The sequence below is a fragment of the Sphingomonas desiccabilis genome, from assembly GCF_004135605.1.
GTDB lineage: Bacteria > Pseudomonadota > Alphaproteobacteria > Sphingomonadales > Sphingomonadaceae > Sphingomonas > Sphingomonas desiccabilis.
In genome coordinates this window covers 89,541-115,349 of sequence record NZ_SDPT01000001.1, presented here as the reverse complement: position 1 = coordinate 115,349, position 25,809 = coordinate 89,541, and the positions used below count along the sequence as shown (strand labels likewise).

The following is a 25,809-nucleotide window of genomic DNA, read 5'->3' as shown; positions in this document are numbered from 1 at the left end:
GTCACGCTGAACGGAACGCCCAAGCGTCGGGCGCTACCGGTCGCACCGACGAGCGCGACCGGTAGCCATGAGGATCAGCGATACAATGCCTGCGCGTCCTGCTTGAACGATGCGCCGCTGTCGCTGCGGCTGTAGAACATGTGGCCGCCCGGATAGACACGCAGCTGCACCCGCTCCGTCTGGCCGAACCCCGGCATCTGGTCGACGATCAGGCGCGAGGCGAAGAAGGGGCAGGACAGGTCGTCCCAGCCATGGACGATCATCACCCGCATCTTGGGATCGTTGGCGATCGCCTTGCGCAGGTCGCTCACCGGGGTGTCGTCCGGCTTGCCGCGGTCCCAGGCCTGGTTCACCTCGTAGGACAGCGCGTGGTAGCGCGCATCCGTCTTCCAGCCCACCTCGCGGGTGACGAAGTCCACCATTGCGCTGGTGGTCGGGGCGATCAGCGCGTCCAGGATCGGATCGTTCGATTGCTGCTGGGCGGACCAGGGGAAAGGATCGAACGCCGTCACGTTCGAGTCATAGATGCTGCCGATCCGCCCCTCTTCGCGGTGAATTTCGCGCAGATAGGTCCGGCTGTCGATCCGGCCGCCCAGCTTCTGCACCAGCGCCGGGTCGAGCCCGGTCAGTTCCGCCACCCGCTGCGAGAGGCGTGCAGTCGCCTGCGGATCGGACCGCCCGCGCAGCAGGTCGCGGGCATAGTCGCCTCGGACATAGGCCTCCACTTCCATCATCGCCTGTGGCGTCAGCCGCCCCTGGCGTTCCAAATTCGAGGCGGCCATCGACGGCAGGTCGATCATCCACGGTAGCGGCGAAAGCGCGGTGGCGCCGTCCCCCGAGGCGGGATCGAGATAGGGCGACACCAGGATCATCCCGTTGACCCCGACGCCAATCTGCGACTGGAGCTCATAGGCGATCCGCGGGGCGCGATACCCGCCATAGCTCTCCCCCATCACATATTTGGGCGAGCGCAGCCGGCCTTCCTTGACCAGCCAGTCGTACACCACCTTGGACAGGTACTTGATGTCGGGATCGTTGGCGTAGAACGCCTTCTTGGTCTCCGCCTCGTCCACCAGGCTGCGGCTGAAGCCGGTACCGACGGGATCGATGAAGACCAGGTCGGTGAAGTCGAGCCAGCTGTTGGGATTGTCGCTCGCGATCGGCGCATCAGAGGGCGCATCACCCTGCGCACCGAACTGGACGCGCTTGGGCCCGATGGCGCCCAGGTTGAGGTACACCGACGCGGCGCCCGGACCGCCGTTGAACGCAAAGGTCACCGGCCGGCTCGGGTCGCGGCCGGGCACGGTATAGGCCGTGTAGACGACCTGGCCGATCTCCTTGCCCTTCTCGTCGCGCACCGGGATCTTGCCCACCGTTGCCTTGTACGCGATCGTCCGCCCCCCGATCCGCGCCGACTGGCCGATGGTCTTGTCGGCCGGAAGCGCCGGCGGCTTCGTCTCGTCCTCGGCCTTCTTCTTCTCGACGGTGGTGGTGGTCTCGGCCGTCTGGGCATGGGCGAGGCCGCTCGTGCAGGCGAGCAGCAGGGTGGCGGCGGATAGGCGCAGAATCGATCGCAAGTGCAGGGCTCCCCTTCGCAAGGGCGCGAATGTCGCAGCGCGGTGGCGGGGAGGCAATGGCGGGGTGGTGGGAAACTGCGGGGAGCGGTTTTGGGGACGGTGCCGGCTCCACGCCATCGGGGCTTTGGAGGTTTGGTCAAATGTCCTAGCTTGGGTGGATAGCGGACCGCCCGCTATCGAAGAGAGCGTACTGTAAACAGCCCATCACGCAAGGGATCAACCCTTGGCACAAAGAGCCTGCCCCTTAGAGCTGAAATCAATACGATCGAAAAAGTCTCGATCTTTGTCGCTCCCGTTGAATACGGAGCCAAAGAAATGGTTTTGCCAGCCGCCTTTCTTGGCGAGATAGCCGCGGAACTGACCGTCTTCGGTGGCCCGGCGAACAGTCACTCCATTCCGACGAAGCAGTAGTGGACCATTGCCACGAACCTGCGCTGCGTTGCCGAAATATACTCCCCACCAATGATCCGACTCGCTGGCGGGGCCATGAAACCTGAAAACTTTGAAGTCTGGTCCTCTTTCGACGGAAATCTTCTCGCCGGGGGCTAGATGAACCCAGGAGAGGCCAGCACAAATGCCCCCGTCATGGATCGGCGGCGCATCAGGTGTGTCGGCTACAACCGCCAGCAGAAGCAGTATTGGTAGCAATTGGCGCCCTCCTCTCGGCTTTCCGCAACGCCCGCCTGTCTGTCCGGATGTCCGCGATTGAGGAGCGGGAAGCAAGCTCTTAACGGCCGGGTTTGGGCGTCAGCCGCCCTCCGCCTTTCTTCGTCATCCCGGCGGAGGCCGGATCCACCGGGCCGCAGGCGCGCGCGGAGACATGGATCCCGGCCTTCGCCGGGATGACGGGGAAGGCAGCGTCGTGCGCCTGCATTGCGACGGCTTCCAGCGCAGCAGGAGCCGGGGCTGGAGGTCCTTCCGCGACCGCTTCCGCTGCAGTTGGCAATTCGGGCAGCGCCGCGGGGGCCGGGTCGGAAACCGGCAGCGCCCTCCCCCGCGCCGTCCCCTTACGCCGCCACCCCCTCCAGCGCCTCGCTCGCTTCCATCCAGCGCAGTTCCGCGGCCTCGATCCGCTCGGTGAGCTCGGCGCGGCGCTTCATCAGTTCGGTCATGGTGAGCTTCGCGAGCGCCGGCGGTGCCTCGGCAGGCGCGAACATCGCCTGGTCGACGGCGGTTCGCTCGGCGGAGAGCTTCGCCACCTCGCGCTCGGCCGCCTGCGCTTCCTTGCGCTTTGCCTGCGCACGCTCGCGCGCTTCGGCGGCGGCGCGGCGGTCTTCCTTCTTGTTGGCCTTCTTCTCGGCCTTGTCCGCCTTGCCGCCGCCCAGCACCAGCGCGATGTAGTCGTCGAGGCTGCCGTCGAACTCGCGCGCGGTGCCGCCGTCGACCAGTACCAGCCGGTCGGCCGTCGTTTCCAGCATGTGACGGTCGTGGCTGACCACCACCACCGCGCCCGAATAGGCGTTCAGCGCCTGGATCAGCGCTTCGCGCGCGTCGACGTCGAGGTGGTTGGTCGGCTCGTCGAGGATCAGCATGTGCGGTGCGTCACGGGTGATGAGCGCCAGCGCCAGCCGCGCGCGCTCGCCGCCCGAGAGCTTGCCGACCAGCGTCGTTGCCTTGTCGCCGGAAAAGCCGAAACGCCCGAGCTGCGCGCGCACCGCGGCCGGCGTCTTGCCCTTCATCAGCCGAGTCATGTGTTCGAGCGGCGTGTCGCGCGCGTCGAGTTCCTCGACCTGATACTGGGTGAAATAACCGACGCGCATCTTGGACGAGGACGCCATGTCGCCTTCCATCGGCGTCAGCTGTGCGGCGAGCAGGCGCGCGAGCGTCGTCTTGCCGTTGCCGTTGCGCCCCAACAGGCCGATGCGGTCGTCCGGATCGAGCCGCAGGTTGAGCCGCTTGAGGATCGGTGTGTCGCCATAGCCGACGCTCGCCATGTCCAGCGTTACCAGCGGCGGACGCAGTTCATCGGGATCGGGGAAGTCGAACGACAGCGATGGATCCTCGGCCATCGCGGCGATCGGCGCCATCTTCGCCAGGGCCTTGATGCGCGACTGCGCCTGCTTGGCAGTCGAGGCGCGGGCCGAGTTGCGGGCGATATAGTCCTGCAACTTGGCGCGCTGCGCTGCCTGGTTGGCGCGCGCCGCCTCCAGCTGCGCCATCCGCTCGGCGCGCTGCCGCTCGAACGCATCATAGCCGCCGGGGTAGAGCGTCACCTTGCCGCCCTGGAGGTGGAGGATGTGGTCGACGACATTGTTGAGGAAATCGCGCTCGTGGCTGACGATCACGATCGTCGCGCGATAGCTCTTTAGAAAATCCTCCAGCCACAGCACCGCTTCGAGGTCGAGGTGGTTGGAAGGCTCGTCGAGCAGCAGCACGTCGGGCTGGCTGAACAGCAGCGCGGCGAGCGCGACGCGCATGCGCCACCCGCCCGAAAAGCCGTCCAGCGGCGAATTCTGCATGCTCTCGTCGAAGCCGAGGCCTACCAGAATGCGCGCGGCACGTGCCGGCGCTGTGTGGGCGTCGATTGCGAGCAACCGCTCGTGCACCTCGGCCAGGCGATCGGGGTCGTGCGACGTCTCCGCCTCTTCCATCAGCGCTGCCCGCTCGGTGTCGGCGGCGAGGACGGTTTCGAACGGCGTGGCGCTGCCAGCGGGCGCTTCCTGCGCGACATAGCCCAGGCGGCTGCCGCGCGGCATCTCCGCGGCGCCCCCATCGGGCTCCAGCTCGCCCGCGATTACCCGCACCAGGGTCGACTTGCCGGCACCGTTGCGGCCGATCAGCCCGACACGGCTGCCCGGCGGCAGCGCCGCACTCACGCCGTCGAGAATGAGCCGGCCACCCAGGCGCACCGTGATTCCATTGAGGTTCAGCATCGCCGCCGCCTAGCAGCCCGAACGCCGCCCGGCGAGGCCTGGCGGAACCACTCGTGCTCTCCAGGCACTTCACCCTCCGCAAAAAGCAGGAACGATACATGGCGGACGACGGCGCGGGCGCGCACATCAAGAACAACATCGTTCTCTATGGCGCGTTGGCGGCGAACCTGGGGATCGGCGTCGCGAAATTCGTAGCGGCCGGCATCACCGGCTCGTCCTCGATGCTGACGGAGGGTGTCCACTCGGTGGTCGACAGCGGCAACCAGGTGCTGCTGCTCTACGGGCAGAAACGCGCCCGTCGGCCCGCCGATCCCAAACACCCCTTCGGCTATGGCCGGGAGCTCTATTTCTCGGCGTTCGTAGTCGCCCTGCTGATCTTTGCCGTCGGCGCAGGCGTGTCGATCTACGAGGGGTATCTCCACATCCTGGAGCCTGAGCCGCTCAGCGACCCGCGCATCAACTACATCGTGCTCGGGATCGCCGTCCTGCTGGAAGGCTCGTCCTGGACGATCGCGGTACGCGAGTTCAACGCCAAGCGCGGGGATACCGGCTGGTGGCGCGCCATCCACGAGTCCAAGGATCCGGCGGGTTTCATCGTGCTTTTCGAGGATTCGGCGGCGCTGATCGGCTTGATGGTCGCGGGCGCCGGGGTCTGGGCCAGCCACTATTTCGGGGACGCACGCATCGATGGAGTCGCATCGATCCTCATCGGCCTGCTCCTTGCGGCCGTGTCGGTGCTGCTTGCGCGCGAAGCCAAGGGGCTGCTGATCGGGGAGCGGGCGGACCCGGTGTTGATCGAGCGCGTGCGGTCTGTGGTGCGTGCCAAGGCGGGCATCTCGTCGGTGAACCACGTGCGCACCATCCACACCGCACCCGACGCAGTGTTCGTTGCGATCAGCGCCGATTTCGACGATGCGCTGACCATGGGCGCAGGCGAAATACTGATCGAGGAACTCGAGGCCGAACTGAAGGCCGCGATCCCCACCCTCACCTCCATCTACATCCGTCCGGAAAAGCACGAAGACGCCATCCTCGCCTTCGCGCCTGCCGTCGGCTGATCGATGCAGAGCTTCGATGCGATCGTGCTCGGCGCAGGCGGCGCCGGGCTGATGGCCGCGGCCGTCGCCGGGCAGCGCGGCAGGCGCGTGGTGGTCGTCGACCATGCGCCGGAGCCGGGCCGCAAGATCCTGATTTCGGGCGGCGGCCGCTGCAACTTCACCAATCTGGGCACGGCACCCGACCGCTACGTGTCTGCCAATCCGCATTTCGCCAAGTCGGCGCTCGGCCGCTACACCGCCGCCGACTTCCTGGAGATGGTCGAGCGGCACGGCATCGCGTGGCACGAAAAGACGCTCGGCCAGCTGTTTTGCGACGGGTCGGCCCGGCAGATCGTGGCCATGCTGCTGGACGAGTGCGCGGCGGGCGCCGTGGCGATCCGCCTAGGTGCCGCGATCCGCGACATCTCGCATGCGGACGGGCGCTTCACCGTAGCGCACGGCGACGCGACGCTCACCGCACCGGCGCTGGTCATCGCCACCGGCGGCCCCTCCATCCCGAAGCTCGGCGCGACCGGCTTCGCCTATGATCTCGCCCGCAAGTTCGGGCTGAAGGTCGTGGAGCCCCGCCCGGCGCTGGTGCCGCTGACGCTGCCGCCGGAGGATACGCTGTTCCGCTCCCTTTCGGGGGTCGCGACCGAAGTGGTCGCGCGCTGCGGAAAGGCGGCGTTCCGCGAAGCCGCACTGTTCACCCATCGCGGCCTGTCCGGTCCCGCGATCCTGCAGGTCTCCTCCTATTGGCGACACCGGGACACCATCGGCATCGACTTCCTGCCCGGCCAGGGTGCGGGGTGGCTGCTGGAGGCGAAGCGCACCCGTCCGCGTGCGGGGCTGCGCGCCATCCTGTCCGCGGCGCTTCCCGACCGGCTGGCAGAGGCGCTTGCCGAGCGGCTGGCGGTTACAGGCGAACTGGGCAACCAGCGCGACGCGACGCTGCGGGAGGTGGAGCAGCGGCTCGGCGACTGGCGCTTCGTGCCCAACGGCAGCGAGGGCTTCGCCAAGGCGGAGGTGACCGTAGGCGGCATCGCCACGGACGGGCTCTCCTCGCGCACCATGGCGGCGCGGCACCTGCCCGGCCTGCACGTGGTCGGCGAGGCGATGGACGTGACCGGCTGGCTCGGCGGCTACAACTTCCAATGGGCCTGGGCGAGCGGCTGGGCGGCGGGCCAGGCGCTGTGAGCGACGAGTTGAAGCGGAGCTTCCCGCCGGTGGCAGGCCCGGACACACGCGTGCTGGTGCTCGGGAGTCTGCCGGGCGAACGCTCGCTGGCCGAGCGGCGCTATTATGCGCACCCGCAGAACCAGTTCTGGCGCCTGATGTCGCCGGTAGCCGGCCAGGATCTGGTGCCGCTTCCCTACGAAGCGCGGCTGGCGGCGCTGCGCGTGGCCGGGATCGGGCTCTGGGACGTGGTGGCGCAAGCGCGGCGGACCGGCAGCAGCGATGCCGCGATCCGCGACCTTGCCGCCAACGACCTCGCGTCGCTGGTGGCTACGCTGCCCCAGCTCCGCGCGATCGGGTTCAACGGCGGCACGGCACTCCGCCATGGCATGGCGCAGCTTGGCGCGGCTGCAAACGGCTATGCCATCGTGCCGCTGCCTTCCAGTAGCCCGCTGCACACCGTCGGCGTCGCAGCCAAGCAAGCGGCCTGGCTCGCACTCGCCAATTATCTTTGACGGTGGATCAGCGGCCGCCCGGCTGCGGCTTGCCCACGTCGTTCACCGGGTCGAAGTCCTTGGCCGGGGATACTTCGTCCGCGGGCTTGTCGAGCGTGTCGCTCGGCAACGTCGCGTCTCCGTTCTTCTGATGCTCGGTGGACAGATTGTGATCGGGCGTACCCATGTCGCGATCGGCCATGACGCGTCTCCTCTTCTTGCCCCTCCCAAACCGACGAACCGCCCAGCGGTTGCGGCAGCGGCTCGAAGGCTCCTTGCGGGAGCGAAACGGGTGTTGCGGCGTTATGTCGCTGCAAACAAAGAGGAGAAGCGGGTGCGCGTCGGTCTTATCGGTTCATCGTTGCTGGCGATGTCGCTCATGCTGTCGGCGTGCAACGTCAATACCTCTCCTTCCAACCAGACCGAGGCCGGTGAAAGCGCACAGCCCGCGCAGTGGAGCAAATCCACGGCCGACCAGCTACGCGACGCGCTGAACAAGCGCGCCGCCCATGGCCTCGACAAGATGAACTTTGAGGTACCGGCCGGCGAAGACGCAGCGGCACTGACAAAGGCGGCGCTTGCCTATGCCGGCGCGCTGGCCCGCGGTGCGACCGATCCGACCAAGATCTACGAGGTCTATACGGTGCCTCGCCCGAACCCCGATCTGAAGCAGGGACTCGCCCAGGCGCTTCAGCAGGGGAAGGTGAGCGAGTGGCTGGAAAGCCTGGCGCCGCAGGACGCGAACTATCGCAAGCTGTCTGCCGCCTATGTAGCGCTTCGCAAGCAGGGCGAGAGCGCGACACCCGCGATCCCGGACAAGGGCGAGCCGCTCAAGCCGGGTGCGACAGACGCGCGCATTCCGATGATCGCCAGCCAGCTGGTCGCGTCCGACTATCTCGATCGCGCGGCGGCAGGCGGCAATCGCTACACACCCGCCATGGCGATTGCCGTCAAGCGGATGCAGGCCGACTACGGCATCAAGCCGGACGGCGTGATCGGCAGCGATGCGCTCGCCATTCTCAACCTTTCCGATGCCGATCGTGCTCGCGCGATCGCCGTCAACATGGAACGGCTGCGCTGGATCGAGCGCACCCCGCCCGGCACCCGCATCGACGTCAATGTCGCGGCGGCACGGCTGAGCTACTGGCGCGACGGCAAGCTCGTGAACAGCCGCAAGGTGGTCGTCGGCGAGCCGGACAACGAGACGCCGCAGCTGGGTTCGCCGATCTTCCGCCTGGTCGCCAATCCCACCTGGACCGTGCCCCGCTCGATCCAGGAAAAGGAGATCGCCGGCAAGGGATCGGACTATCTGCGCCGCAACAACATGACGTGGAAGGACGGCTGGATCGTTCAGCAGTCCGGCCCGAAGAACTCGCTGGGCCTGGTCAAGTTCGACATGCAGAACGACCATGCCATCTACCTGCACGACACGCCGGCCAAGCCGCTGTTCCAGGAGGTCCAGCGACAGCGCAGCCACGGATGCGTGCGCGTCGAGGATGCGCTCGGCTTTGCGGAGATGCTCGCCAAGGACGAAGGCGTCGTCGACGAGTGGAACAAGGCGCGAGCGACCGGCAAGGAGACGTTCGTTAAGCTGCCGCGCGAGATTCCGGTGCGGATGCTCTATCAGACGGTGCTCTTCGACGATGCGGGAGAGCCGGTGATCCGCAACGACCCCTATGGCTGGAACGATCGGGTCGCCCAGGCACTCGGCCTCGGCACCACCACCAACTACCGCCTGAAGCCCGAAGACGCGGACGTCGGCCCCTGATGCAAGCGAAGAGGCGGGACCGGCACGCCCGGTCCCGCCTCTTCTGCTCGCTCCCCCCTCAAATTGGCGTGAAGCGCTTGCACCCCGCCTAGCCTCCGCTGCCGCGCAATCATGCGGAAGGATCCGGCTCCCAGAGCTCGATCGGGTTCCCTTCCGGATCCTCTAGCCGAGCGAAACGCCCCACGTCCGGTGCGCCCCAGGCTGGATCGGTCGTCACCTCGATGCCGGCCGCGCCAAGACCGCGACACAGCCCATCCAGATCATCGACCCGCAGGTTGAGGATCCACGGACGTTCCCGCGCGAAATCGTCGCTGTCGTTCGCGAGCGGCGCGAATACGCTCGGTCCGGCGTGGGTTTCCCACGCACCATGCGGCGCCGATCCGACGCCCAGGTATTCGATGTACCAGCGCCGCAATGCCTCTGGATCCCGCGCGCGGAAGAGGAACCCCCCGATACCCGTGACGCCCATCCGAACCTCCCTCTGCATGTCCGAACATGGCGCCGGCACAATCTCTGCTTGCCCTTTGGAGCAGCCCCAAGAGCCGGCGCAGTAGAAGCCAGCCAATGGGATCGGTTCGGGACCGTAACAGATATGTAATGGTTTCGCCGTAGCCGCTCGCCCAAGTCACCGCCCCTGTCGGGGCACTGGTCAGAACTGGGATACCATGCCGAACATCAAGCAGCTTGCCTATGCCGCTCTTCCTGCGCTGTGCTTCGTCGCCGCACCTTCTTGGGCGCAGGAAGCGACGGCGCCGGCCGCACCGGCCGCAGCTGAGGACGCGCAGACCGCGGGCGCCGTGTCGCCCGAGGAAATCATCGTCACCGGATCGACCCGCGCGCAGCGGCGGTTCGACGTGTCCTACGCCATCAACACCATCTCCCAGGAGGACGTCGAGAAGATCGCGCCGGTCAACTTCGCCGACCTGATCGGCCAGCTGCCGGGCTTCCAGACCGAGATCACCGGCGGTGAAGTTCAGAACATCTACCGCATCCGCGGCCTGCCGAACGACGGCGGCTTCGTCAGTTTCCAGCAGGACGGGCTGCCCCTGTTCCACGAGAACGACGGCGTCTTCTTCCGCGGCGACGCGATCCTCAAGCAGGACCTGATGACGGACCATGCCGAAGTCGTCCGCGGCGGGCCGGCGCCGGTCTACGCCAGCTATTCGGGCGCGATCATCAATGCCATCACCGTCACCGGCGAGGAGACGCCGCGCGGCAAGGCGCAGCTGACGCTGGGTGACACGGGCCTCTACCGCCTGGACGCCTATCAGGCCGGCCCCATCGCGGAAGACACCTACTACGCGGTCGGCGGCTTCCTCCGCTACCACGACGGCTACCGCGACAACGGCTTTCCGAATGACAAGGGCGGCCAGATCCGCGCGAACCTGAAGCATGATCTCGAAAACGGCTCGATCAAGCTGAACCTCAACTACGTCAACGACCACAACGTCTTCTACCTGCCGATCCCGATCGCCGATCCGCGCGACCCCAGCGTCTCGCTCGATCCGTACATCGACTATTTCACCGGCACGATGAACTCGCCGGCGCTCCGCAACGTGAACCTGAAGTACCGCGACGGCGCCGGAATCCTCCAGAGCCGTAACAGCGATCTCTCCGACGGCCGCCACATGCAGATGGTGAACTTCGGCGCGCAATATGATGCCGACTTCGACGGGTGGCTCGTTTCCGCCAAGGTCGGGTACACGCAGGGCAAGCTCGATTTCACCGCCTTCTATTCGACCACCAACCCGGCCGACGCCGACAGCTTCGCCAACGGCTACCTGGCGCGCGCGACCACTGCCTTTGGTGCGGTGGACCGCTTCGGCTATGTGCTGGCGGGGACCGACACCGTCTATGATCCCGATGCGGCATCGGGCCTGGTGATGCAGGGCCAGTATCGCGACATCCACTCGAAGTTCTATTCGGGCCAGGGCAATTTCACCGTGGCCAAGAAGTTCGAGACCGGCATCGGCAGCCACGACATCAAGCTCGGCCTCTATGCCAGCCTCTACGGCGAGGACAGCCGGACGCTCTACCAGAACTATCTGATCGAGGTCGCAGGCGAGCCGCGTACACTCGACCTGGTGGCCTATTCGGCCACGGGTGCGGAGCTCGGCCGCGTCACCGACAACGGCGTGCTCAACTACGCCGCCACGCTCAACCAGGGCGACTCCGACGCCAAGATGTTCGCCCTCTATGCGAACGACACCTGGGAGATCGTGCCGGGTCTGCGCGTGGACGCCGGCATCCGCCACGAGCGCTACAGCTACAAGGGCTGGGCGGCACTGACCGAGCAGGCCGACCTCGGCGATCGCACCACGCTGGCGGACGACGCCACCCGTGCCTTCACCGGAGCGATCATCAACCAGAAGCGCAAGCCGCACGTCACCAACTGGACGGTCGGCGCCAACTACGACTTCAGCGACCATGTCGGCGTCTATGGCCGCGCCTCGCACCTCGAGACGCCGCCCAGCGTCCAGACGGTGATGAGCATCAACCCGACCGTCATCACCACGGTCGCCGACCAGTTCGAGGCGGGCCTGAAGCTCGCCGCCGGGCGCTCCTACCTCTACGTCACGGGCTTCTACACCAACTTCGACCCGCTCAACGCCTCGTTCCTGGCGTACGACCCGACCACGGGCCGCAACGACGTGAACGTCCCCTTCATCGGCGAAGCGCAGGTCAAGGGCGTGGAGTTCGACGGCGCTTGGTCGGTGACCCCCTGGTTCACCCTGAACGGCGCGCTCACCGTCAGCGACCCGAAGTACAAGAACTTCGAAAGCGCGACCGGCGCCGATCCCGAGCAGGCGGAAGGCAATCAGATCGTCCGCCAGCCCAAGATCTACGGCAACATCCGGCCGAGCTTCGACTTCACCTCGGGCGAGACGGACATCTCCGTCTATGGCCGCTACACCTACATGGGGAAGCGCTACGTCGACCTCTACAACAACACCGCGCTGCCCTCCTACGGCACGATCGGCGCGGGCGTGACGCTGCGCCGGGCAAGCTGGCAGGTGCAGGTGGTCGGCGACAATCTGTTCAACGCACACGGCCTGACCGAAGGCAACACCCGCACCGACTCGCTGAGCGGCCAGGGCAGCAGCGAGGCCATCTACGGCCGCCCGATCTTCGGCCGGAACTTCCGCCTGGTCGTCTCCAAATCGTGGTGAGGCATCGGGCGCTGCGCATCACTCTCGCCGCCGCGATGCTCGCGGCGGCGGTTCAGCCTGCTGTGGCAGCCGAGGTTCGCGACCGTGCGACCGAGGTTCTGGCGCAGCGGCTGTTCCCGATGCTCGATGCGATAGGTCGGTCGCCGGAGACGGTCGCCCGGCTCCGAGCCGATCGCAGCCTCGCCACCACGCTTGCGGCGCGTGCGAAACGCACCGCCGCCTGCGCGGATGCAGCCCCGTGCGTGGCGGAAGCCGCACTGTGGGACGCGCAGGAACTGGCGGCGCTCGGGCAGGCGGTGGAGCGGGATGCCGCCTCCCTCCTGCGCGAGCGGCGGCTGATTCCGGACGACGGTCTCGCTTCCGGCCTCGCCCGGGAGATTCACGGACTGAATGCGATCGTCCGGGTCTATGCATTGGGAATGCCCGCGCGCTACCCTTCCATCGACGGGCCATCGGCGGCGTTCGGCAGCACGGAGGCGCAGACGCGTCTGGCGGCTGCGGTTCGCCTGCGCAACACGCCGCGTGCCGGCTCGTTGCAGGCACTCGATCCGAGCGTGGAACTGGGCCTAGCCTTGCTGGACGTGAACGATCGGACCGACGCCAGCGGTTTCGAGCCGATCGACGGCGGCGACAATGCCGCGGCGATGGCGCGGGCACGGAGCATCAACTGGTCCCGCTACCGCTATACGGCCATCGTGCTGACGGGGATCGGCCCCGAGGTTCCGGACATGCCGCTCAGCCCCGGCGGCAAATACCACGTCCGGCTCGCCGCGAACCGCTTCGCGGAGGGAGATGCTCCCTTCCTGATCGTGAGCGGCGGCCGCGCCCATCCGCACGGCACGCCCCATAACGAGGCGATCGAGATGCGCCGGGCGCTGATCGAACGCTATGGCGTGCCTGCCGAGGCGATCGTCATTGAGCCCTACGCCCGCCACACGACCACCAACCTACGCAACGCGACGCGCCGGCTGATCGCTTTGGGAGCCCCGCTCGATCGCGAGGCGCTGATCGTCTGCAACCCGGACCAGAGCCGGATGATCGAGAACCCCGCCTTTGCGGAGCGGAACCGCCGTGAACTGGGCTACGAACCCGGCGTGATCGGCCGCCGGCTGTCGCCTACCGAGCTCACCTTCCGCCCCGACCCTCGTTCGGCGCGCATCGACCCGCTCGACCCGCTCGATCCCTGATCGGCGGGCTGGCGGGTCCGGACGATAGGCCTCGCCCCGTCAGGCGGCGCGAAGACTCCGAAATATCCAAGAAGATGTGCCGGATTTCCAGGATCCGGCACCAACATGAAAAAACCCGCCAACGCAGTGCGCTGGCGGGTTTTTCCGTGGTGGGCGTGGCAAGGATTGAACTTGCGACCCCTGCGATGTCAACACAGTGCTCTACCACTGAGCTACACGCCCGCCGGGAGTGCGGCCTCTAGCCGGGAGCGCTGGGGAGCGCAAGCACCGAAAGCGGCCGAACCCAAAAAATCTGCTCAGCTGTGCGAGGGGATGCTGTCCTCCGCAAACAGCTGGTCGACTTCGCGCACGAGGTCGCGCAGGTGGAAGGGCTTCGACAGCACCCGAGCCTGCGGCACGGCCTTGCCCGCCTTCAGCGTCACTGCGGCGAAGCCGGTGATGAACATCACCCTCATCTCGGGCGCAATCTCCTGCGCCTTTTGCGCGAGCTCGATGCCGTCCATCTCTGGCATCACGATGTCGGTGAGGAGCAGATCGAAGCGCTCGCTCTCCAGCAGCGGCAGAGCGGCGGTTCCGCGGTCGACCGCCGCCACGCGATAGCCGGAACGTTCGAGCGCGCGCGCCAGATACTCGCGCATCACCTGATCGTCCTCGGCCAGCAGAATCCTGTACATGCATCCCTCTCGTACGAGCGCACGCGTCTATGGGCGAACCCCTGCCGCTTTTCCAGCGCGTTGCTCCGTGCCGCCGCGCGGCCTAGCATCTCCGACGTGACCGCGCCGCCCCTCCCCTTCGACCTGCATGGCCCCGCCGAACCGGTAACGCCGCTGGTGCTTTCGGTGCCGCATGCCGGCCGAATATACCCGGAGGCGATGCGGGACCTGCTGCGGGTGCCGCTTGCGGCGCTGCTGCCGCTGGAGGACCGGCTGGTCGACCAGGTGGCGCTTGCGGCGCGCGGAGCCCACACGCTGTTCGTCGCCACGCTGCCGCGCGCCTGGATCGACCTGAACCGGAGCGAGCAGGAGCGCGATCCACGGATCGACGCCGGTGCCGATCCGATGGCGCAGCCGCAAGCCTCGGCGCGCGTGCGCAGTGGCCTTGGGCTCGTTCCGCGGCGCGCGAGCAGTGCGGGCGACATCTGGAAGCGCCGGCTGGACGCCGAGGAGGTCTCCGCCCGCATCGTCGCCCACCATCGCCCCTACCACGCGGCAGTGGCTGCGGCGCTGGCGTCGGCGCACGCGCGGTTCGGCGTCGCCGTCTTGCTGGACATCCACTCCATGCCATCGCTGCCGGGCGTCACGCCTCCGCAGGTCGTGCTGGGCGACCGCCACGGACGCTCGGCGGCGCGGCGGTTGGTCGACACGCTGGAAGCCGCCGCGCGGGATGCCGGCCTTCGGGTCGCCCGCAACCAGCCCTATGCCGGTGGGCACGTGGTGACGACCCATGGCGCGCCCGCACGCAACCTGCACGCGATCCAGATCGAGTTCGATCGCGGCCTCTATCTCGATCCCACGCTGACGGAGGCCGGCCCCGGCCTTTCCGGTCTCGCCGCCGCCCTCGCCCGCATGATCTCGGCCGTCGCGGCGGAAGCGCTTCCGCCTGCACTTGCCGCCGAATAGCGCATAAAAAAACCACCCCGTGCACGAAGCACGAGGTGGCCTAGGTTCAGGGAGGAGACACGCTGAAAGCGTGTCACACGATCCCGCGAAAGGGGGGAACACGAGACCGCGTACCAGGGAATATAGATATCGGGCGCAAAGGTTCAAGCGTTTGCCGACACTTGCGGTACATCGCCTGTCGCACACGACGAAACGCCGCCCGTCGGGATGACGGACGGCGCTTACGGTTCGTGCTCCGCTCCTCCGGCCTCACGCCGTCGGAGCGCCCGATCAAGCGGTCGGCTGCGCGGCGATCATGCCCGCGCGCACCTGACGCGCGAACAGGTCCCGCATCAGCGAGAGCGAGAAGATGTGCGCGTAGAGCAGCGGCAGCATGCCATTCTGCTGGATCTTGCGCAGCTGGTCGCCACGAAGTTCGTTGAGCTTTTTTTCGTCAACCATCTGGAAGCCGCGGTAGATGAACGGCTGCTCGGCGCCGTCCGGCTGGATCGAGACCTCGCCGTCGATCAGCAGGCCGAGGTCCTTGACCTCCTTCATGAACATCGCGGTGCGCTGGCCGGCCTGCTCGAACTGCTCGTTGAACTGCAGGATCTGCTTGGTGGTCTCGCTCGGCTCGGTGCCGTCGAACAGCGGCTCGCCGTCCTCGAACTCGCCGATCGTGTCCGCGGTCGGATCGAAGCACAGCGAAAGGTCCTCGCTGTCCGGCCGCAGCCGCGCGAGCATGTAGGGATAGCGGCGGACATAGGCCGGGACATAGACTTCCGGGTCGATCAGCCGGCCGTCGGCGTCGATGAAAGTGTTGACGCCCTCGTTCAGGCCCATCAGCGCGAGCGGCACGGGATCCTCGCCCACCGAGAAGACGATCGGCATGCGACGCTGCACCAGAGGGAATTCTTCCACGGTGACCGGCACGGCATGCTCGTTGACCAGGAACGGCGCACGATCCGCGACGCGGACTTTGTAGTTGGCGTGCTGCTGGCTCGAAAGCGGTTCGAGCTGGTTGTAAAACAGAGGAAGCCCGTTGTTCTTCGGCGCCGTGGCCATTCTTGATCTCCTGGAACCCAGCTTGCGCGTCTATTTCGCCCCGTCGACGGGCGCAAGCGTCACCAGTTTGCCAGGATTGAACAGGTTCATCGGGTCGAGCCCCTGCTTGATCCCCCTGAGCGCCGCCAGGCGCGCGGGCGGGCCGAGGCGCGCCAGTTCGTCGCGCTTCATCTGGCCGATGCCGTGCTCGGCCGAGATCGAGCCGCCGGCGGCAACCACCAGATCGTGAACAAAGGCGGTGATGCCGGGCGCCTCCTCCACCATCCAGCGTGCCGGATCGGCGCCCGCAGGTGCGCGCACGTGGAAGTGGACGTTGCCGTCCCCCAGATGCCCGAAGGCGGTCGCGTGGGTCCCCGGGAAGCGTGCCTCGGCAGCCGCGGCCGCCTCGATCATGAAGCGCGGCATGCGGTCCACCGGCACGGAGATGTCGTGCTGCACCGCCGGTCCTGCGGCGCGCTCCGCCGCCGACAGCGAGTCCCTGAGCCGCCAGAACGCCTCCGCCTGCGCCTCCGACGTGGCGATCACCGCGTCAGCGGCGAGACCGGCGTCCAGTGCGTCGCCGAGCAGTCGCGCGAGCAGGGCATCGGGAGCCTCGGCATCCGGGGTCGCAGCGACCGCCTCGATCAACAGGTGCCATGGGTGGACACTGTCGAGCGGCGAGCGCGCGCCCGGCAGATACTGCAACACCCGCTCCAGCGTGTCGCCGGGGATGATCTCGAAGCTCTCGATCGCATCGCCCGCCCGCTGCATCCGTCGCAGGAGCGCCAGCCCCGCCGTGGGGTCGGCGATGCCCACCCAGGCGACCGCTCGGCCCAGAACGGCAGGGGCGAGGCGCAATGCCGCGGCGGTGACGATCCCCAGCGTTCCTTCGGCACCGACGAGCAGCTGGTCGATGTCGTAGCCGCGGTTGTCCTTGGGCAGCGGCGTGAGCCCATCGTGGATGCTGCCGTCGGGCAGCACGGCCTCCACCCCGGCCACCAACCGCCGCATCGTCCCCCAGCGCAGCACCTGGGTACCGCCTGCGTTGGTGGAAATCAGACCGCCGATCGTTGCTGTGCCGCGCGACCCCAAGGTGAGCGGGAAACGGCAGCCGGCTTCCGCCGCGGCCTCATGGAGCCTCTGCAGGATCACGCCCGCCTCGGCCACCCCGAGCCCCGCCCCGGCGTCCACTCGTCTGATCCGATCGAGGCGGCGCGTGGACAGCAGCAGCGCCGATCCGTCCGAAGGCGGCGTCGCGCCGCCCACCATCGATGTGTTGCCCCCCTGTGGGACGAGCGGCACCCGATGCTCGGCCGCAAGGCGAACCATGGTGGCCACTTCGGCGGTGGAGGCCGGCAGCAGCATTGCGGAGGCCGAACCTTGGAACCGCCCGCGCCAATCGGTGAGAGACGGCGCGATCCGGTCGGCGTCGGTGGTGAGGCTGCACGCGCCTAACGCGTCCCGAATGGCATCGATCAGGCGGGTCTGTGCGGTCATCCAGTCGCGCTACACGGCCGAGAGACTTGCCGCCAGTTCATCACCAGTTAAAACCCGGGAGCTGAGAAGAGAGCCCCATGCCCGTACCGAAGCCTGTGCCCACGCTTCTGCTGCTGACGCTTGCGGCCCCCATGGCCGGGGCCCAGCAGCGCGTGAGCGCTCCCTCAGGCACGGTCGTGCGTAGCGAAGTGCGCATCCAGCGCATCATCGTGCGCGTGCCGCGCATGGACGTGACGCCAGCCTCCAGTTCACGTGCGCTGCCCGCGATCAACTGGGTCGAGAAGCGCACCGACCGGTGCGTCCCGGTCACCAGTCTCGCGGCGGTGTCGATCACTCGTGCCGACAGCGTCGATCTGATGCTGGCCGGTGGAAAGCGGCTGCGGGCGCGCCTGGAGCAGGATTGCCCGACGCTCGACTTCTATTCCGGCTTCTATCTCAAGCCGACTGCCGACGGGATGGTGTGCGCGTCGCGCGACTCGATCCGCTCGCGCTCCGGCGGCCAATGCCGCATTTCGTCTTTCCGGATGCTCGTTCCCAGCCGCTAGAACGCGTTCTGCTTGACAATCCGGCAGAAATCCGCAAGGCGCGGAACTGCATTCCGGTGCCGCAACGGTGCCGCTTTCCGGAAACCCCATGAACTTTGCCGATCTCGGTCTTTCCGATGAACTGCTGCGCGCCGTAACAGAGGCGGGCTATACTGAGCCGACTCCCATCCAGGCGAGCGCGATCCCGCCCGTCCTGATGATGCGCGACCTGATCGGCATCGCCCAGACGGGAACCGGAAAGACGGCGGGCTTCGTGCTGCCGATGATCGACATCCTCGCCCATGGTCGCAGCCGGGCGCGGATGCCGCGATCGCTGATCCTGGAGCCGACGCGCGAGCTCGCGGCACAGGTGGCCGAGAATTTTGAGAAGTACGGCAAGTACCACAAGCTCTCGATGGCGCTGCTGATCGGCGGCGTGTCGATGGGCGATCAGATCAAGGCGCTGGAAAAGGGCGTCGACGTGCTGATCGCGACGCCGGGCCGGCTGATGGACCTGTTCAGCCGCGGCAACATCCTGCTGACCGGCTGTAACCTGCTGGTGATCGACGAAGCCGACCGTATGCTCGACATGGGCTTCATCCCCGACATCGAGGAAATCTGCACCAAGCTTCCCAAGCAACGGCAGACCCTGCTGTTCTCGGCCACCATGCCGCCGCCGATCAAGAAGCTGGCGGACAAGTTCCTCGAGAACCCGAAGACCATCGAGGTCGCCCGGCCGGCGACGACCAACACCAACATCACCCAGCGGGTGGTCCATGTCAGCGCGGCCAAGAAGCGCGACGTTCTGCGCCGCCTCCTGTCCTCCGACGAGGTCCGCACCGCAATCGTCTTCTCCAACCGCAAGACGACCGTGCGCGAGCTCAACAAGAGCCTCCAGCGCGCCGGGTTCCGTTCGGCCGAGATCCATGGCGACATGGAGCAGTCCGCCCGCATCGCCGAGCTGGACCGGTTCAAGAACGGGGACGTCAACATCCTGGTCGCGTCGGACGTCGCTGCCCGCGGGCTCGACGTGAAGGGCGTCAGCCACGTCTTCAACTATGACGCGCCGTGGCATCCCGACGACTATGTCCATCGCATCGGCCGCACCGGCCGCGGCGGCGCGACCGGCACCGCCTATACGTTCGTCACGCCCGACGATGCCGAGAACATCGCCAACATCGAAAAGCTGACCGGCCAGAAGATCCAGGTGGTCCAACTGGACGATGCCCCAGCTGCGGAGGCAAAGCCCGCGCCCGAAGAACGCGCACCGCGAACCGAGCGTTCCCGCGATCGCCGCAGCCGCGAGGATCGCACTCCGCGGTCTGAAGAGCCTCGTCGCACCCGTGAGGAACGGGCGCCCCGGCATGAAGAACCCCGCCGTCGCCGAGAAGCCGAGGATGCGGTGGCGGACGATGGCGGCTGGAACGGTCCCATCCCGGCCTTCCTGGACGTTCGGCTGACCGCCTGATCGGCAGCCGCGTGGACGATTTCATCGAGTATGTTGCGCCGGTCGCGGTCGAAAGCCCGTGCGTCCTGGTGTGCACGCTCGACCTTGAGAGCGGCTGGTGTTTCGGCTGCGGTCGCACGCGCGAAGAGATTGCCGACTGGACCAGAATGTCGGCGGACGAGCGGAACTCCGTGATGGCCGTCCTCCCCGAACGCTGCGGCGCACTCGAACGGCGGATTGCCGCCTCGATCCGCTGATCGCCGGCTCCGGCGGCCTAGCCGTCGAGTCGGGCATGCAAAAAGCGCGTGGTCCGCTCCCAGGCGAGCTTTGCGGCCGCCGGATTGTAGCGCTCTGCCGACGTGTCGTTGTTGAAGGCGTGGTCGACGTCGGGATAGACATGGGCCTCCACCGATTTGCCGGCGGCCTCCAGCGCCTTCACCCATGGCAGTCCCGTTCCGTTCACGCGCTGGTCCTTGCCGGCATAGTGCAGCAACAGCGGCGCCTGCACCTTGGGCGCTTCCGAGGGGTCGGGGGCGGGCCCGTAATAGGCGACGCCGGCGCTGAGCGCGGGCCCGGCGGCGATCGCCAGGCGGTTGACGAAGGCACCTCCCCAGCAGAAGCCGACCGCGCCCACCTTGCCGGAGCCGCTCCGCTGCCGCACCGCGCGATCGATGGTGGCAACTGCCTGACGAAGGGCCAAGTCCATGTCGATTCCCGCGATCATTTCGCGTGCGCGGTCCTCGTCGGCAGGCGTGCCGCCCTGCGGCGCCAGCAGGTCGAGTGCGACGGCTCGGAATCCGCTCAACGCCACGCGTCTCGCAACGTCGCGAATATGCCCGGTCAGGCCACGGTTCTCATGGATAACCAACACCGTACCGAGCTTGCGGCCGCCGGCCTCTCGGGGTGCCGCGAAATACGCTGCGGCCGGTTTGCCCGCCTCGACCCCTTTGCGCGTGGCAGTGCGAAGGCGGGGATCGTCCGGCTGGACCTGCTGTGCTGCGGCAGGAGACGCCGCGATCGCTGCGACCAGCGCCTCCGCAGCGACGGCGGAGCCCGTGAGCGCGACCATCTCCCGCATGAAGGCGCGACGGTCGCGGTGCTCGTGGGTGAAGGCGTCGTAGAGCGCGACAGCGCGCTCGCGAAGGTCGGTCATGCCAGTTCTCCCCGAGTCGGACGGGGAGAAGCTAATCGGCTTTCTGCCTCAGCAGAAGCGGCAGGACCTCGGGCCCGCCAAGCCCGTCCCCCGCAAGCGCGGAGGGACGGGAACGCTGGCGATCAGCGCTTGAACGGATCGATGAAGGCCGGGGCGGGCTCGGCACGCTCGCCGTTCGCCAGTGCCTCGGCATCGCGCGCGGCCTGCTGCCGCTCGTTGCGCAGCTGCTCGAGCAGTGCCTCGCGGTCGCCCTCCAGGCGCGTGTCCGTCGGCGCTTCCATGCCTGCAGCCTTGGCGGCCTTGGTCACCAGCGCATCGAGCTCGCGCTGCGAGCACAGCCCGAGCGTGACCGGGTCCTTCGGCACGATGTTGCCGATGTTCCAGTGCGTGCGATCGCGGATCGCGGCGATGGTGGTGCGCGTGGTGCCGATCAGCTTGCCGATCGCGCCGTCCGAGATTTCCGGATGGTTGCGGATGATCCAGGCGATGCCATCCGGCTTGTCCTGCCGCTTCGAGACCGGCGTGTAGCGCGGACCCTTGGTGCGGCGAACCTGCTCGGGGCCCTTCTGGATCTTGAGCCGGTAGTTCGGGTCCGCCTGCCCCTTCTCGATCTCGTCCTGGGTCAATTCGTGGGCGCGAACCGGATCCCGGCCGGTGAGCTTGGTTGCGGCGGTGTCGTCGGCGATCGCCTGCACTTCCAGGATGTGCAGGCCACAGAAGTCGGCGATCTGCTCGAACGACAGCGAAGTGTTGTCGACCAGCCAGGAAGCGGTCGCATGCGGCATCAACGGCTGGGCCACGGCAGTTCTCCAGAAACAACAAGGGCCACCCCTCGCGGGGTGGCCGTATCCGGAACAGACTTAGTGCGCGAAGTCGGCAGAGGCAAGCACAGCTGCCAGCAAAGCGCTCTGCCGACGCTGCTTTTCCGGCCTTCGTCAGGTGTCGGCGTGCGGACGCGTCAACTCCGTTCCCGCCTGCGTGATCCAGGCGGCGAACGCCTCGACCGGCAGCGGCCGGCTGAAATGATACCCCTGCCCCTCGTCGCAGCCCATGGCGTGCAAGAGCTCGGCGGCGCCCTCGCTCTCGATACCCTCGGCAACGACGCGACAACGCAGGGCCTCCCCCACTGCGACCATGGATCGGACCAGCGCCTGCTCGCGCTCCCCTGCATCCATCGCGCGGATGAAGCTCTGATCGATCTTGATGACGTCCACGGGAAGCTGCTGGAGATAGGCCAGGCTGCTGTACCCTGTCCCGAAGTCGTCGATCGCGAGGGTGATACCAGCAGCGCTCAGGCGGCGCAGCTGCTCCACGGCACGTCCCGCGTGCTTCATTGCAGCACTTTCGGTCACCTCCAGCTCGATCATCTCGGGCGCAACGTCATGGGCGCGCAATGCCTCGACAACCCGCTCCGCGAAATTGCCCTCTTCCAGGTTGCTTGCCGACACGTTGATCGACAGGGGAATTCGAACGCCCTCGCGCTGCCACTCGGCCAGCTGGGCAAGCGCGCGATGGAGCACCCATTCCGTCAGCCCCCGCACCGCCGCCGACTGCTCGATGATCGGCACGAACTCGCCCGGTGCGATTTCGCCCAGTTCCGGGTGCCGCCAGCGCAACAGCGCCTCGGCGGCGACGCATCGACCCGTAGCCAGCGCGACCCGCGGCTGCACGACGATACGCAGCTGACCGTCGGGCTGCTCCAGGGCTTCGCCGAAATCCTGCAGGAGCCGGAAACGCCGCTGATGCGCGTCGTCCACGCGGTAGGAGTGGATGCTCACACCGCTCTCCTGGAGCCGGGCATCCTGCGCGGCGCCGTGCAGCGTACGCAGCACGTCAGCAGGCGCGGTGCTACCCGCCATGAAGGGTACGACGCCGATCACCGACGTGGTTACAAAGCGGGAGGAGCTGGTCGCGCGCGCCTCTGCCAGTCGCGCCGTCAGCAAGGCGACGCCCTGCTCCGCGTCATAGTCGGGCGGAAGCACAAAGGCGAACTGGGTGGCGGCGACGTGGTAGAGGGTGCTGCGTTCCAACCGCTCGCGGACCGTGCGCGCAGCCTCCCGCACCAGCTGGTCGAGATGCCCCGACCCGAGCACCCGGACGATGCCGTCGATCTGGTCGGTCCGGGCGAGATCGACCAGCACCGCCACCCGCTGCTCGCCCGGCGTGTCGCGCTCCAGATCGGCAAGATCGTCGAGGAACTGGTTGCGGTTCGCGAGCTTGCTGATCGGATCGACCCGGCCAAACGCGTGCTGCAGCTCGATCTGGGCCATGACCATGGCGGCCAGATCGCGCAAGGCGGACATCTCGAGTTCCGTGGCGGTGCGCGGCTCGACGCCGATCACGCAGAGCGCCCCCAGACCGTGTCCTTCGCGCGTAATCAACGGCGCGCCGGCGTAGAATCGCGCGCCCGTCCCGGCCAGCACGCTTTGTGCATAGAAGGCATCTGCGCGGATATCCTCGACCACCACTGGCTCGCGCCGCTCGGCCACCTCCGCACAGGGTGCACGATCGCGCGGGATCGACTGGTGCGCAACGCCGACGCGCGACTTGAACCACTGGCGGTCCTTGTCCGTAAGCGACACGGCCGCAATCGGCAGGCCAAAGATCTGACTGGCCATGCGCGTGATGCGATCGAAGCTCTCGCTCGCCGGCGTGTCGAGCAGATCGAGCTGCCGAAGCGCGTCCAGCCGCGCGGATTCGCTGATGTCTCCCATGCTCAAGGCAAATCACAACCGGTTTAAGGGATCGATAACCGCGCGGCTGACCGAAGAAAGAAGCCGAACGTGCGGCTATTCCGCCGCTTGGCGGCGACCCTCGGAGTTCGTGGCCTGTGGATCGCGTCCGGCCGGCCCGCTGCCATCCGCGAGGGCGGCGCCCTTGACCAACCCGTCGAGCGAGCCGCCGTCGAACCCAAGCTCCTTCATCAGGCCGTCGATCATCGGCGCTTGGGCGCGATAGCGGAGCGCCGCCTGCACGGCGGAGTTGGCAAGGTTGCGATCACCGCCGCCGTCCGCGGGGACACCCGCCCCCGTCGCCCCGCCGGTGCCGGTCAGCCCGTCGACCTGGACGATCTTGATGCTGTCGATTGCCTCCAGCGGCTTGGATGCCTCACGGATCACCTCCGGCAGCACCTTCAGGAGCGCGAGCTTGGTCTGGAGCGACACCTGGTCCGACGACAGCAGGTTCGCCGCCTCATTGACCGCGCGCTGACCGGCGGCCTCTACTTCGAAGCGGACGCGGTCGGCCTCGGCGCGCAGCTTGGCGGCCTCCGCCTCGCCCTCGGCGGCAAGCCGTGCCGCCTCGGCGCGGTCGGCTGCGGCCTGCTTCTCCGCCTCCGCCTCGACGCGGATGCGGATCGCGGCGCGTTCCGCCTCGCGCGCGGCGTCGATCAGCTCGATCCGCTTGGTACGCTCCGCGATCTCGGTCTCGCGGCTGGTCGACACCTGCTCCTCGGCCGTAACCGCATCGGCGCGCGCCTTGTCCGCCTCGGCCCTGGCCTGGCTTTCGTCGCGGCTCTTGTTCTGCACCGCGATCTGCTGCTCCTGACGGGCGAGCTCGAGCGCCTGTTCCTGGGCGATGCGCGCTTCCTTGATCGCGCGGTCGGCCTCGATCTGCTGGGCATCGATCTGGCGCTTGGCCTCGATCCGCGCGGCGTCGGCCTCGCGCTGGCGGGCGGCCTGCTCGCGCGCGATCTCGGCGGTCTGCTCGGCGCGCCGCACCTCCAGCTCGCGTTCCTGCTCCAGCCGCGCGAATTCGGTATCGCGGCCCAGCAGGAACGACTGGCGCGCGGCTTCCAGATTCTTGGTCTCGATCTGGACGCGGGTGTCCTGCTCGATGTCGTTGCGCGCCTTCTTGCGCAGCTCGATCTGCTCGGTGAGCTTGGTCAGGCCCTCGGCATCGAAGGCGTTGTTGGCGTTGAAGTGCTCGATCGAGGTCTGGTCGAGGCCGGTCAGCGACACGCTCTCCAGCTCCAGCCCGTTCATCGCCAGATCGGCGGACGACACCTGCTGCACCTTTTGCACGAAGTCCGAGCGCTGTTCGTGGAGCTGCGCCATGCTCATGCCGGCGGCCACCGAACGCAGCGCGTCGACGAACTTGCCCTCGACCAGCTCCTTCAGCGCCTCCGGGTTCATGGTGCGCATGCCGAGCGTCTGCGCGGCGATCGCGATCGACTGCGCATCCGGGCGTACGCGGACATAGAACTCGGCCTTCACGTCGATGCGCAGCCGGTCGAGCGTGATGAGGGCGTCGCTGTTCTTGCGTTCGACCGCCAGACGCACGGTGTTCATGTTGACCGGCATCGTCTCGTGGAACACCGGCAGCACCAGCGCGCCGCCGTTGATGACGACCTTTTCGCCGCCCGCACCGGTGCGTACGAAGCCGATCTCCTTGGACGCCCGTTTGTAGAGCTTGGCGAACAAGAGGCCGATCACCAGCAGCAGCAGGAGTGCGGCGCCTGCCACGATGCCGACGGTGGTCAGCATTCCGGAGTGGGGCACCACCACGTCGGTATTCATCGTCAGGCTCCTAGCTGGGGCAACTTGTGGTCGCCGCGAGAGACGGCGCGGAACACCTCGTTCTCACGCCGGACGAGCAGCACCTGCTCACCCTCTTCAAAGATCTGTCCGGGATTATCGGGTTCGACCATCACATAGTGCGGTTGCCCGTGGCGGTCCTCGACCCGCGCGCGCGCGGGCGCGCCCGGAACTGCGCGACCGATGACGACGCGGGCGAAGCGACCGACCAGTTCCTCGAGCGAAATTGCGGTCGTGTGGTCTTGCGGGAGCACGCGCGCCAGGCCGCGCGCGGCGAGGCCGGTGAGCGGCAGTGCGCAGAGGCCCGCGGCCGGGACGGCGATCCAACCGCTCAGCAGGGCGCCCGTCCACTCGAGCGCCGCCTGTTCACCCAGCAGCCCGATCGAACCGAAGATCCCGAGGAACAGAACCAGCAGCATCAGGAGCGGCACCCGACCGACGCCGAGCCACGACAACAGGTCGCCGCCCATGGTGACGTCCAGATCCGCATCGGCATCCAGGTCGACGCCAAGGCCGATCAACTGCACCAGTCCGATCAACAGCATCAGAACCAGCGCCGCAGTAAAGGCGATGTTCTGCGGCAAGCCCAGGAACTCGAGCAACTCCCCCCTCCCCGATTCGAAGACGAGCTTAGGGGCGCTTCTACTCGCACTCTAGCGGAATCGGATCGACGCGCGGAAGTCGTCAGGCGGTGTACCCCGCGGCTTTTCCTTGTCCGGCCGCGGCTTT

General features: G+C 67.4%; 23 protein-coding genes and 1 tRNA gene. 10 read left to right on the top strand and 14 right to left on the bottom strand.

The features are described 5' to 3' along the window. Positions 1 to 74: 74 nt before the first annotated feature. The 3 genes from EO081_RS00485 to EO081_RS00475 form a co-directional block, all read right to left on the bottom strand. Positions 75 to 1,568 (bottom strand): S10 family peptidase, encoded by a 1,494-nt coding sequence (locus tag EO081_RS00485; RefSeq protein WP_375781646.1) that lies wholly within the window; start codon positions 1,566 to 1,568, stop codon positions 75 to 77. A gap of 225 nt (positions 1,569 to 1,793) precedes the next feature. Next, positions 1,794 to 2,225, bottom strand: a complete 432-nt coding sequence (locus EO081_RS00480; protein ID WP_129340026.1) for a hypothetical protein — start codon at positions 2,223 to 2,225, stop codon at positions 1,794 to 1,796. 359 nt (positions 2,226 to 2,584) lie between these two features. Then, on the bottom strand, positions 2,585 to 4,450 hold the full coding sequence (locus tag EO081_RS00475) for an ABC-F family ATP-binding cassette domain-containing protein (RefSeq protein ID WP_129340025.1): 1,866 nt from the start codon (positions 4,448 to 4,450) through the stop codon (positions 2,585 to 2,587). Between the two features lie 98 nt (positions 4,451 to 4,548). Here EO081_RS00475 and EO081_RS00470 point away from each other — a divergent pair, with 98 nt between their 5' ends. Genes EO081_RS00470 through EO081_RS00460 form a run of 3 tightly spaced genes read left to right on the top strand, consistent with a single transcriptional unit; the run spans position 4,549 to position 7,178 of the window. Then, positions 4,549 to 5,508 carry a cation diffusion facilitator family transporter gene (locus tag EO081_RS00470; RefSeq protein ID WP_129340024.1) on the top strand — a complete coding sequence of 320 codons (960 nt, stop codon included), beginning with the start codon at positions 4,549 to 4,551 and terminating at the stop codon, positions 5,506 to 5,508. 3 nt (positions 5,509 to 5,511) lie between these two features. Beyond that, a complete protein-coding gene (locus tag EO081_RS00465) occupies positions 5,512 to 6,684 on the top strand; it encodes a BaiN/RdsA family NAD(P)/FAD-dependent oxidoreductase (RefSeq protein ID WP_129340023.1) in 1,173 nt (390 codons plus the stop codon). After that, positions 6,681 to 7,178: a DNA-deoxyinosine glycosylase gene (locus EO081_RS00460; RefSeq protein ID WP_240697484.1), complete on the top strand. Its 498-nt coding sequence runs from the start codon at positions 6,681 to 6,683 to the stop codon at positions 7,176 to 7,178. The genes EO081_RS00465 and EO081_RS00460 overlap by 4 nt, the downstream gene beginning before the upstream one ends. A gap of 7 nt (positions 7,179 to 7,185) precedes the next feature. Here the strand turns inward: EO081_RS00460 and EO081_RS16690 are convergent, their stop codons facing one another. Then, positions 7,186 to 7,359: a hypothetical protein gene (locus EO081_RS16690; RefSeq protein ID WP_165284413.1), complete on the bottom strand. Its 174-nt coding sequence runs from the start codon at positions 7,357 to 7,359 to the stop codon at positions 7,186 to 7,188. A gap of 132 nt (positions 7,360 to 7,491) precedes the next feature. Between EO081_RS16690 and EO081_RS00455 the strand changes: the two genes are divergently transcribed. Further along, complete coding sequence (locus EO081_RS00455; RefSeq protein WP_240697483.1) at positions 7,492 to 8,925, top strand: L,D-transpeptidase family protein; 1,434 nt, start codon at positions 7,492 to 7,494, stop codon at positions 8,923 to 8,925. Positions 8,926 to 9,034: 109 nt separating this feature from the next. On the opposite strand, the gene EO081_RS00450 is transcribed toward EO081_RS00455, so the two are convergent. Beyond that, positions 9,035 to 9,394 (bottom strand): VOC family protein, encoded by a 360-nt coding sequence (locus tag EO081_RS00450; RefSeq protein WP_129340021.1) that lies wholly within the window; start codon positions 9,392 to 9,394, stop codon positions 9,035 to 9,037. A gap of 196 nt (positions 9,395 to 9,590) precedes the next feature. Between EO081_RS00450 and EO081_RS00445 the strand changes: the two genes are divergently transcribed. Continuing rightward, complete coding sequence (locus EO081_RS00445) at positions 9,591 to 12,095, top strand: TonB-dependent receptor (RefSeq protein ID WP_129340020.1); 2,505 nt, start codon at positions 9,591 to 9,593, stop codon at positions 12,093 to 12,095. After that, positions 12,092 to 13,282 (top strand): YdcF family protein, encoded by a 1,191-nt coding sequence (locus tag EO081_RS00440; RefSeq protein WP_240697482.1) that lies wholly within the window; start codon positions 12,092 to 12,094, stop codon positions 13,280 to 13,282. The genes EO081_RS00445 and EO081_RS00440 overlap by 4 nt, the downstream gene beginning before the upstream one ends. 147 nt (positions 13,283 to 13,429) lie before the next feature. Here EO081_RS00440 and EO081_RS00435 read toward each other — a convergent pair. Together EO081_RS00435 and cpdR are read right to left on the bottom strand one after the other, a co-directional pair. After that, positions 13,430 to 13,504 (bottom strand) — tRNA-Val (locus EO081_RS00435). Between the two features lie 74 nt (positions 13,505 to 13,578). Next, entirely contained in the window at positions 13,579 to 13,956 is a 378-nt protein-coding gene (cpdR, locus tag EO081_RS00430) for a cell cycle two-component system response regulator CpdR (RefSeq protein ID WP_129340019.1), read from the bottom strand. A 96-nt stretch (positions 13,957 to 14,052) separates the two neighbouring features. On the opposite strand from cpdR, the gene EO081_RS00425 reads away from it, so the two are divergent. Then, positions 14,053 to 14,901: an N-formylglutamate amidohydrolase gene (locus EO081_RS00425; RefSeq protein WP_129340018.1), complete on the top strand. Its 849-nt coding sequence runs from the start codon at positions 14,053 to 14,055 to the stop codon at positions 14,899 to 14,901. Positions 14,902 to 15,171: 270 nt separating this feature from the next. Here EO081_RS00425 and EO081_RS00420 read toward each other — a convergent pair whose 3' ends face one another. Both EO081_RS00420 and EO081_RS00415 read right to left on the bottom strand, forming a co-directional pair. Continuing rightward, a complete protein-coding gene (locus EO081_RS00420; RefSeq protein WP_129340017.1) occupies positions 15,172 to 15,945 on the bottom strand; it encodes a SapC family protein in 774 nt (257 codons plus the stop codon). Positions 15,946 to 15,975: 30 nt separating this feature from the next. Beyond that, positions 15,976 to 17,421: an FAD-binding oxidoreductase gene (locus tag EO081_RS00415; protein WP_129340016.1), complete on the bottom strand. Its 1,446-nt coding sequence runs from the start codon at positions 17,419 to 17,421 to the stop codon at positions 15,976 to 15,978. A 77-nt stretch (positions 17,422 to 17,498) separates the two neighbouring features. Between EO081_RS00415 and EO081_RS00410 the strand changes: the two genes are divergently transcribed. From EO081_RS00410 to EO081_RS00400, 3 genes are all read left to right on the top strand, one after another. Next, positions 17,499 to 17,966, top strand: coding sequence for a hypothetical protein (locus EO081_RS00410; protein WP_240697481.1), 468 nt, complete (start codon positions 17,499 to 17,501; stop codon positions 17,964 to 17,966). Positions 17,967 to 18,054: 88 nt separating this feature from the next. Further along, complete coding sequence (locus EO081_RS00405) at positions 18,055 to 19,413, top strand: DEAD/DEAH box helicase (RefSeq protein WP_129340015.1); 1,359 nt, start codon at positions 18,055 to 18,057, stop codon at positions 19,411 to 19,413. An 11-nt stretch (positions 19,414 to 19,424) separates the two neighbouring features. Then, on the top strand, positions 19,425 to 19,649 hold the full coding sequence (locus EO081_RS00400; protein WP_240697480.1) for a DUF1289 domain-containing protein: 225 nt from the start codon (positions 19,425 to 19,427) through the stop codon (positions 19,647 to 19,649). 17 nt (positions 19,650 to 19,666) lie between these two features. On the opposite strand, the gene EO081_RS00395 is transcribed toward EO081_RS00400, so the two are convergent. The 5 genes from EO081_RS00395 to EO081_RS00375 form a co-directional block, all read right to left on the bottom strand. Continuing rightward, positions 19,667 to 20,545, bottom strand: a complete 879-nt coding sequence (locus EO081_RS00395) for a dienelactone hydrolase family protein (protein ID WP_129340014.1) — start codon at positions 20,543 to 20,545, stop codon at positions 19,667 to 19,669. Positions 20,546 to 20,667: 122 nt separating this feature from the next. Next, on the bottom strand, positions 20,668 to 21,345 hold the full coding sequence (locus EO081_RS00390; RefSeq protein ID WP_129340013.1) for a DUF1013 domain-containing protein: 678 nt from the start codon (positions 21,343 to 21,345) through the stop codon (positions 20,668 to 20,670). Between the two features lie 135 nt (positions 21,346 to 21,480). Next, entirely contained in the window at positions 21,481 to 23,259 is a 1,779-nt protein-coding gene (locus EO081_RS00385; protein ID WP_129340012.1) for a putative bifunctional diguanylate cyclase/phosphodiesterase, read from the bottom strand. A 75-nt stretch (positions 23,260 to 23,334) separates the two neighbouring features. Then, the gene (locus EO081_RS00380; protein WP_183947855.1) at positions 23,335 to 25,029 is read right to left on the bottom strand and encodes a flotillin family protein; all 1,695 of its coding nucleotides are present in this window, start codon (positions 25,027 to 25,029) and stop codon (positions 23,335 to 23,337) included. A 35-nt stretch (positions 25,030 to 25,064) separates the two neighbouring features. Further along, the gene (locus tag EO081_RS00375) at positions 25,065 to 25,682 is read right to left on the bottom strand and encodes a YqiJ family protein (protein WP_129340010.1); all 618 of its coding nucleotides are present in this window, start codon (positions 25,680 to 25,682) and stop codon (positions 25,065 to 25,067) included. Positions 25,683 to 25,809 lie beyond the last annotated feature (127 nt).

Coding starts and splice junctions, on each gene's coding strand:
- EO081_RS00395 (WP_129340014.1), bottom strand. CDS start 20,545: ATGACCGACCTTCGCGAGCGCGCTGTCGCGCTCTACGACGCCTTCACC.
- EO081_RS00385 (WP_129340012.1), bottom strand. CDS start 23,259: ATGGGAGACATCAGCGAATCCGCGCGGCTGGACGCGCTTCGGCAGCTC.
- EO081_RS00380 (WP_183947855.1), bottom strand. CDS start 25,029: ATGCTGACCACCGTCGGCATCGTGGCAGGCGCCGCACTCCTGCTGCTG.
- EO081_RS00445 (WP_129340020.1), top strand. CDS start 9,591: ATGCCGAACATCAAGCAGCTTGCCTATGCCGCTCTTCCTGCGCTGTGC.
- EO081_RS00410 (WP_240697481.1), top strand. CDS start 17,499: ATGCCCGTACCGAAGCCTGTGCCCACGCTTCTGCTGCTGACGCTTGCG.
- EO081_RS00405 (WP_129340015.1), top strand. CDS start 18,055: ATGAACTTTGCCGATCTCGGTCTTTCCGATGAACTGCTGCGCGCCGTA.
- EO081_RS00415 (WP_129340016.1), bottom strand. CDS start 17,421: ATGACCGCACAGACCCGCCTGATCGATGCCATTCGGGACGCGTTAGGC.
- EO081_RS00470 (WP_129340024.1), top strand. CDS start 4,549: ATGGCGGACGACGGCGCGGGCGCGCACATCAAGAACAACATCGTTCTC.
- EO081_RS00450 (WP_129340021.1), bottom strand. CDS start 9,394: ATGGGCGTCACGGGTATCGGGGGGTTCCTCTTCCGCGCGCGGGATCCA.
- EO081_RS00420 (WP_129340017.1), bottom strand. CDS start 15,945: ATGGCCACGGCGCCGAAGAACAACGGGCTTCCTCTGTTTTACAACCAG.
- EO081_RS00465 (WP_129340023.1), top strand. CDS start 5,512: ATGCAGAGCTTCGATGCGATCGTGCTCGGCGCAGGCGGCGCCGGGCTG.
- cpdR (WP_129340019.1), bottom strand. CDS start 13,956: ATGTACAGGATTCTGCTGGCCGAGGACGATCAGGTGATGCGCGAGTAT.
- EO081_RS00475 (WP_129340025.1), bottom strand. CDS start 4,450: ATGCTGAACCTCAATGGAATCACGGTGCGCCTGGGTGGCCGGCTCATT.
- EO081_RS16690 (WP_165284413.1), bottom strand. CDS start 7,359: ATGGCCGATCGCGACATGGGTACGCCCGATCACAATCTGTCCACCGAG.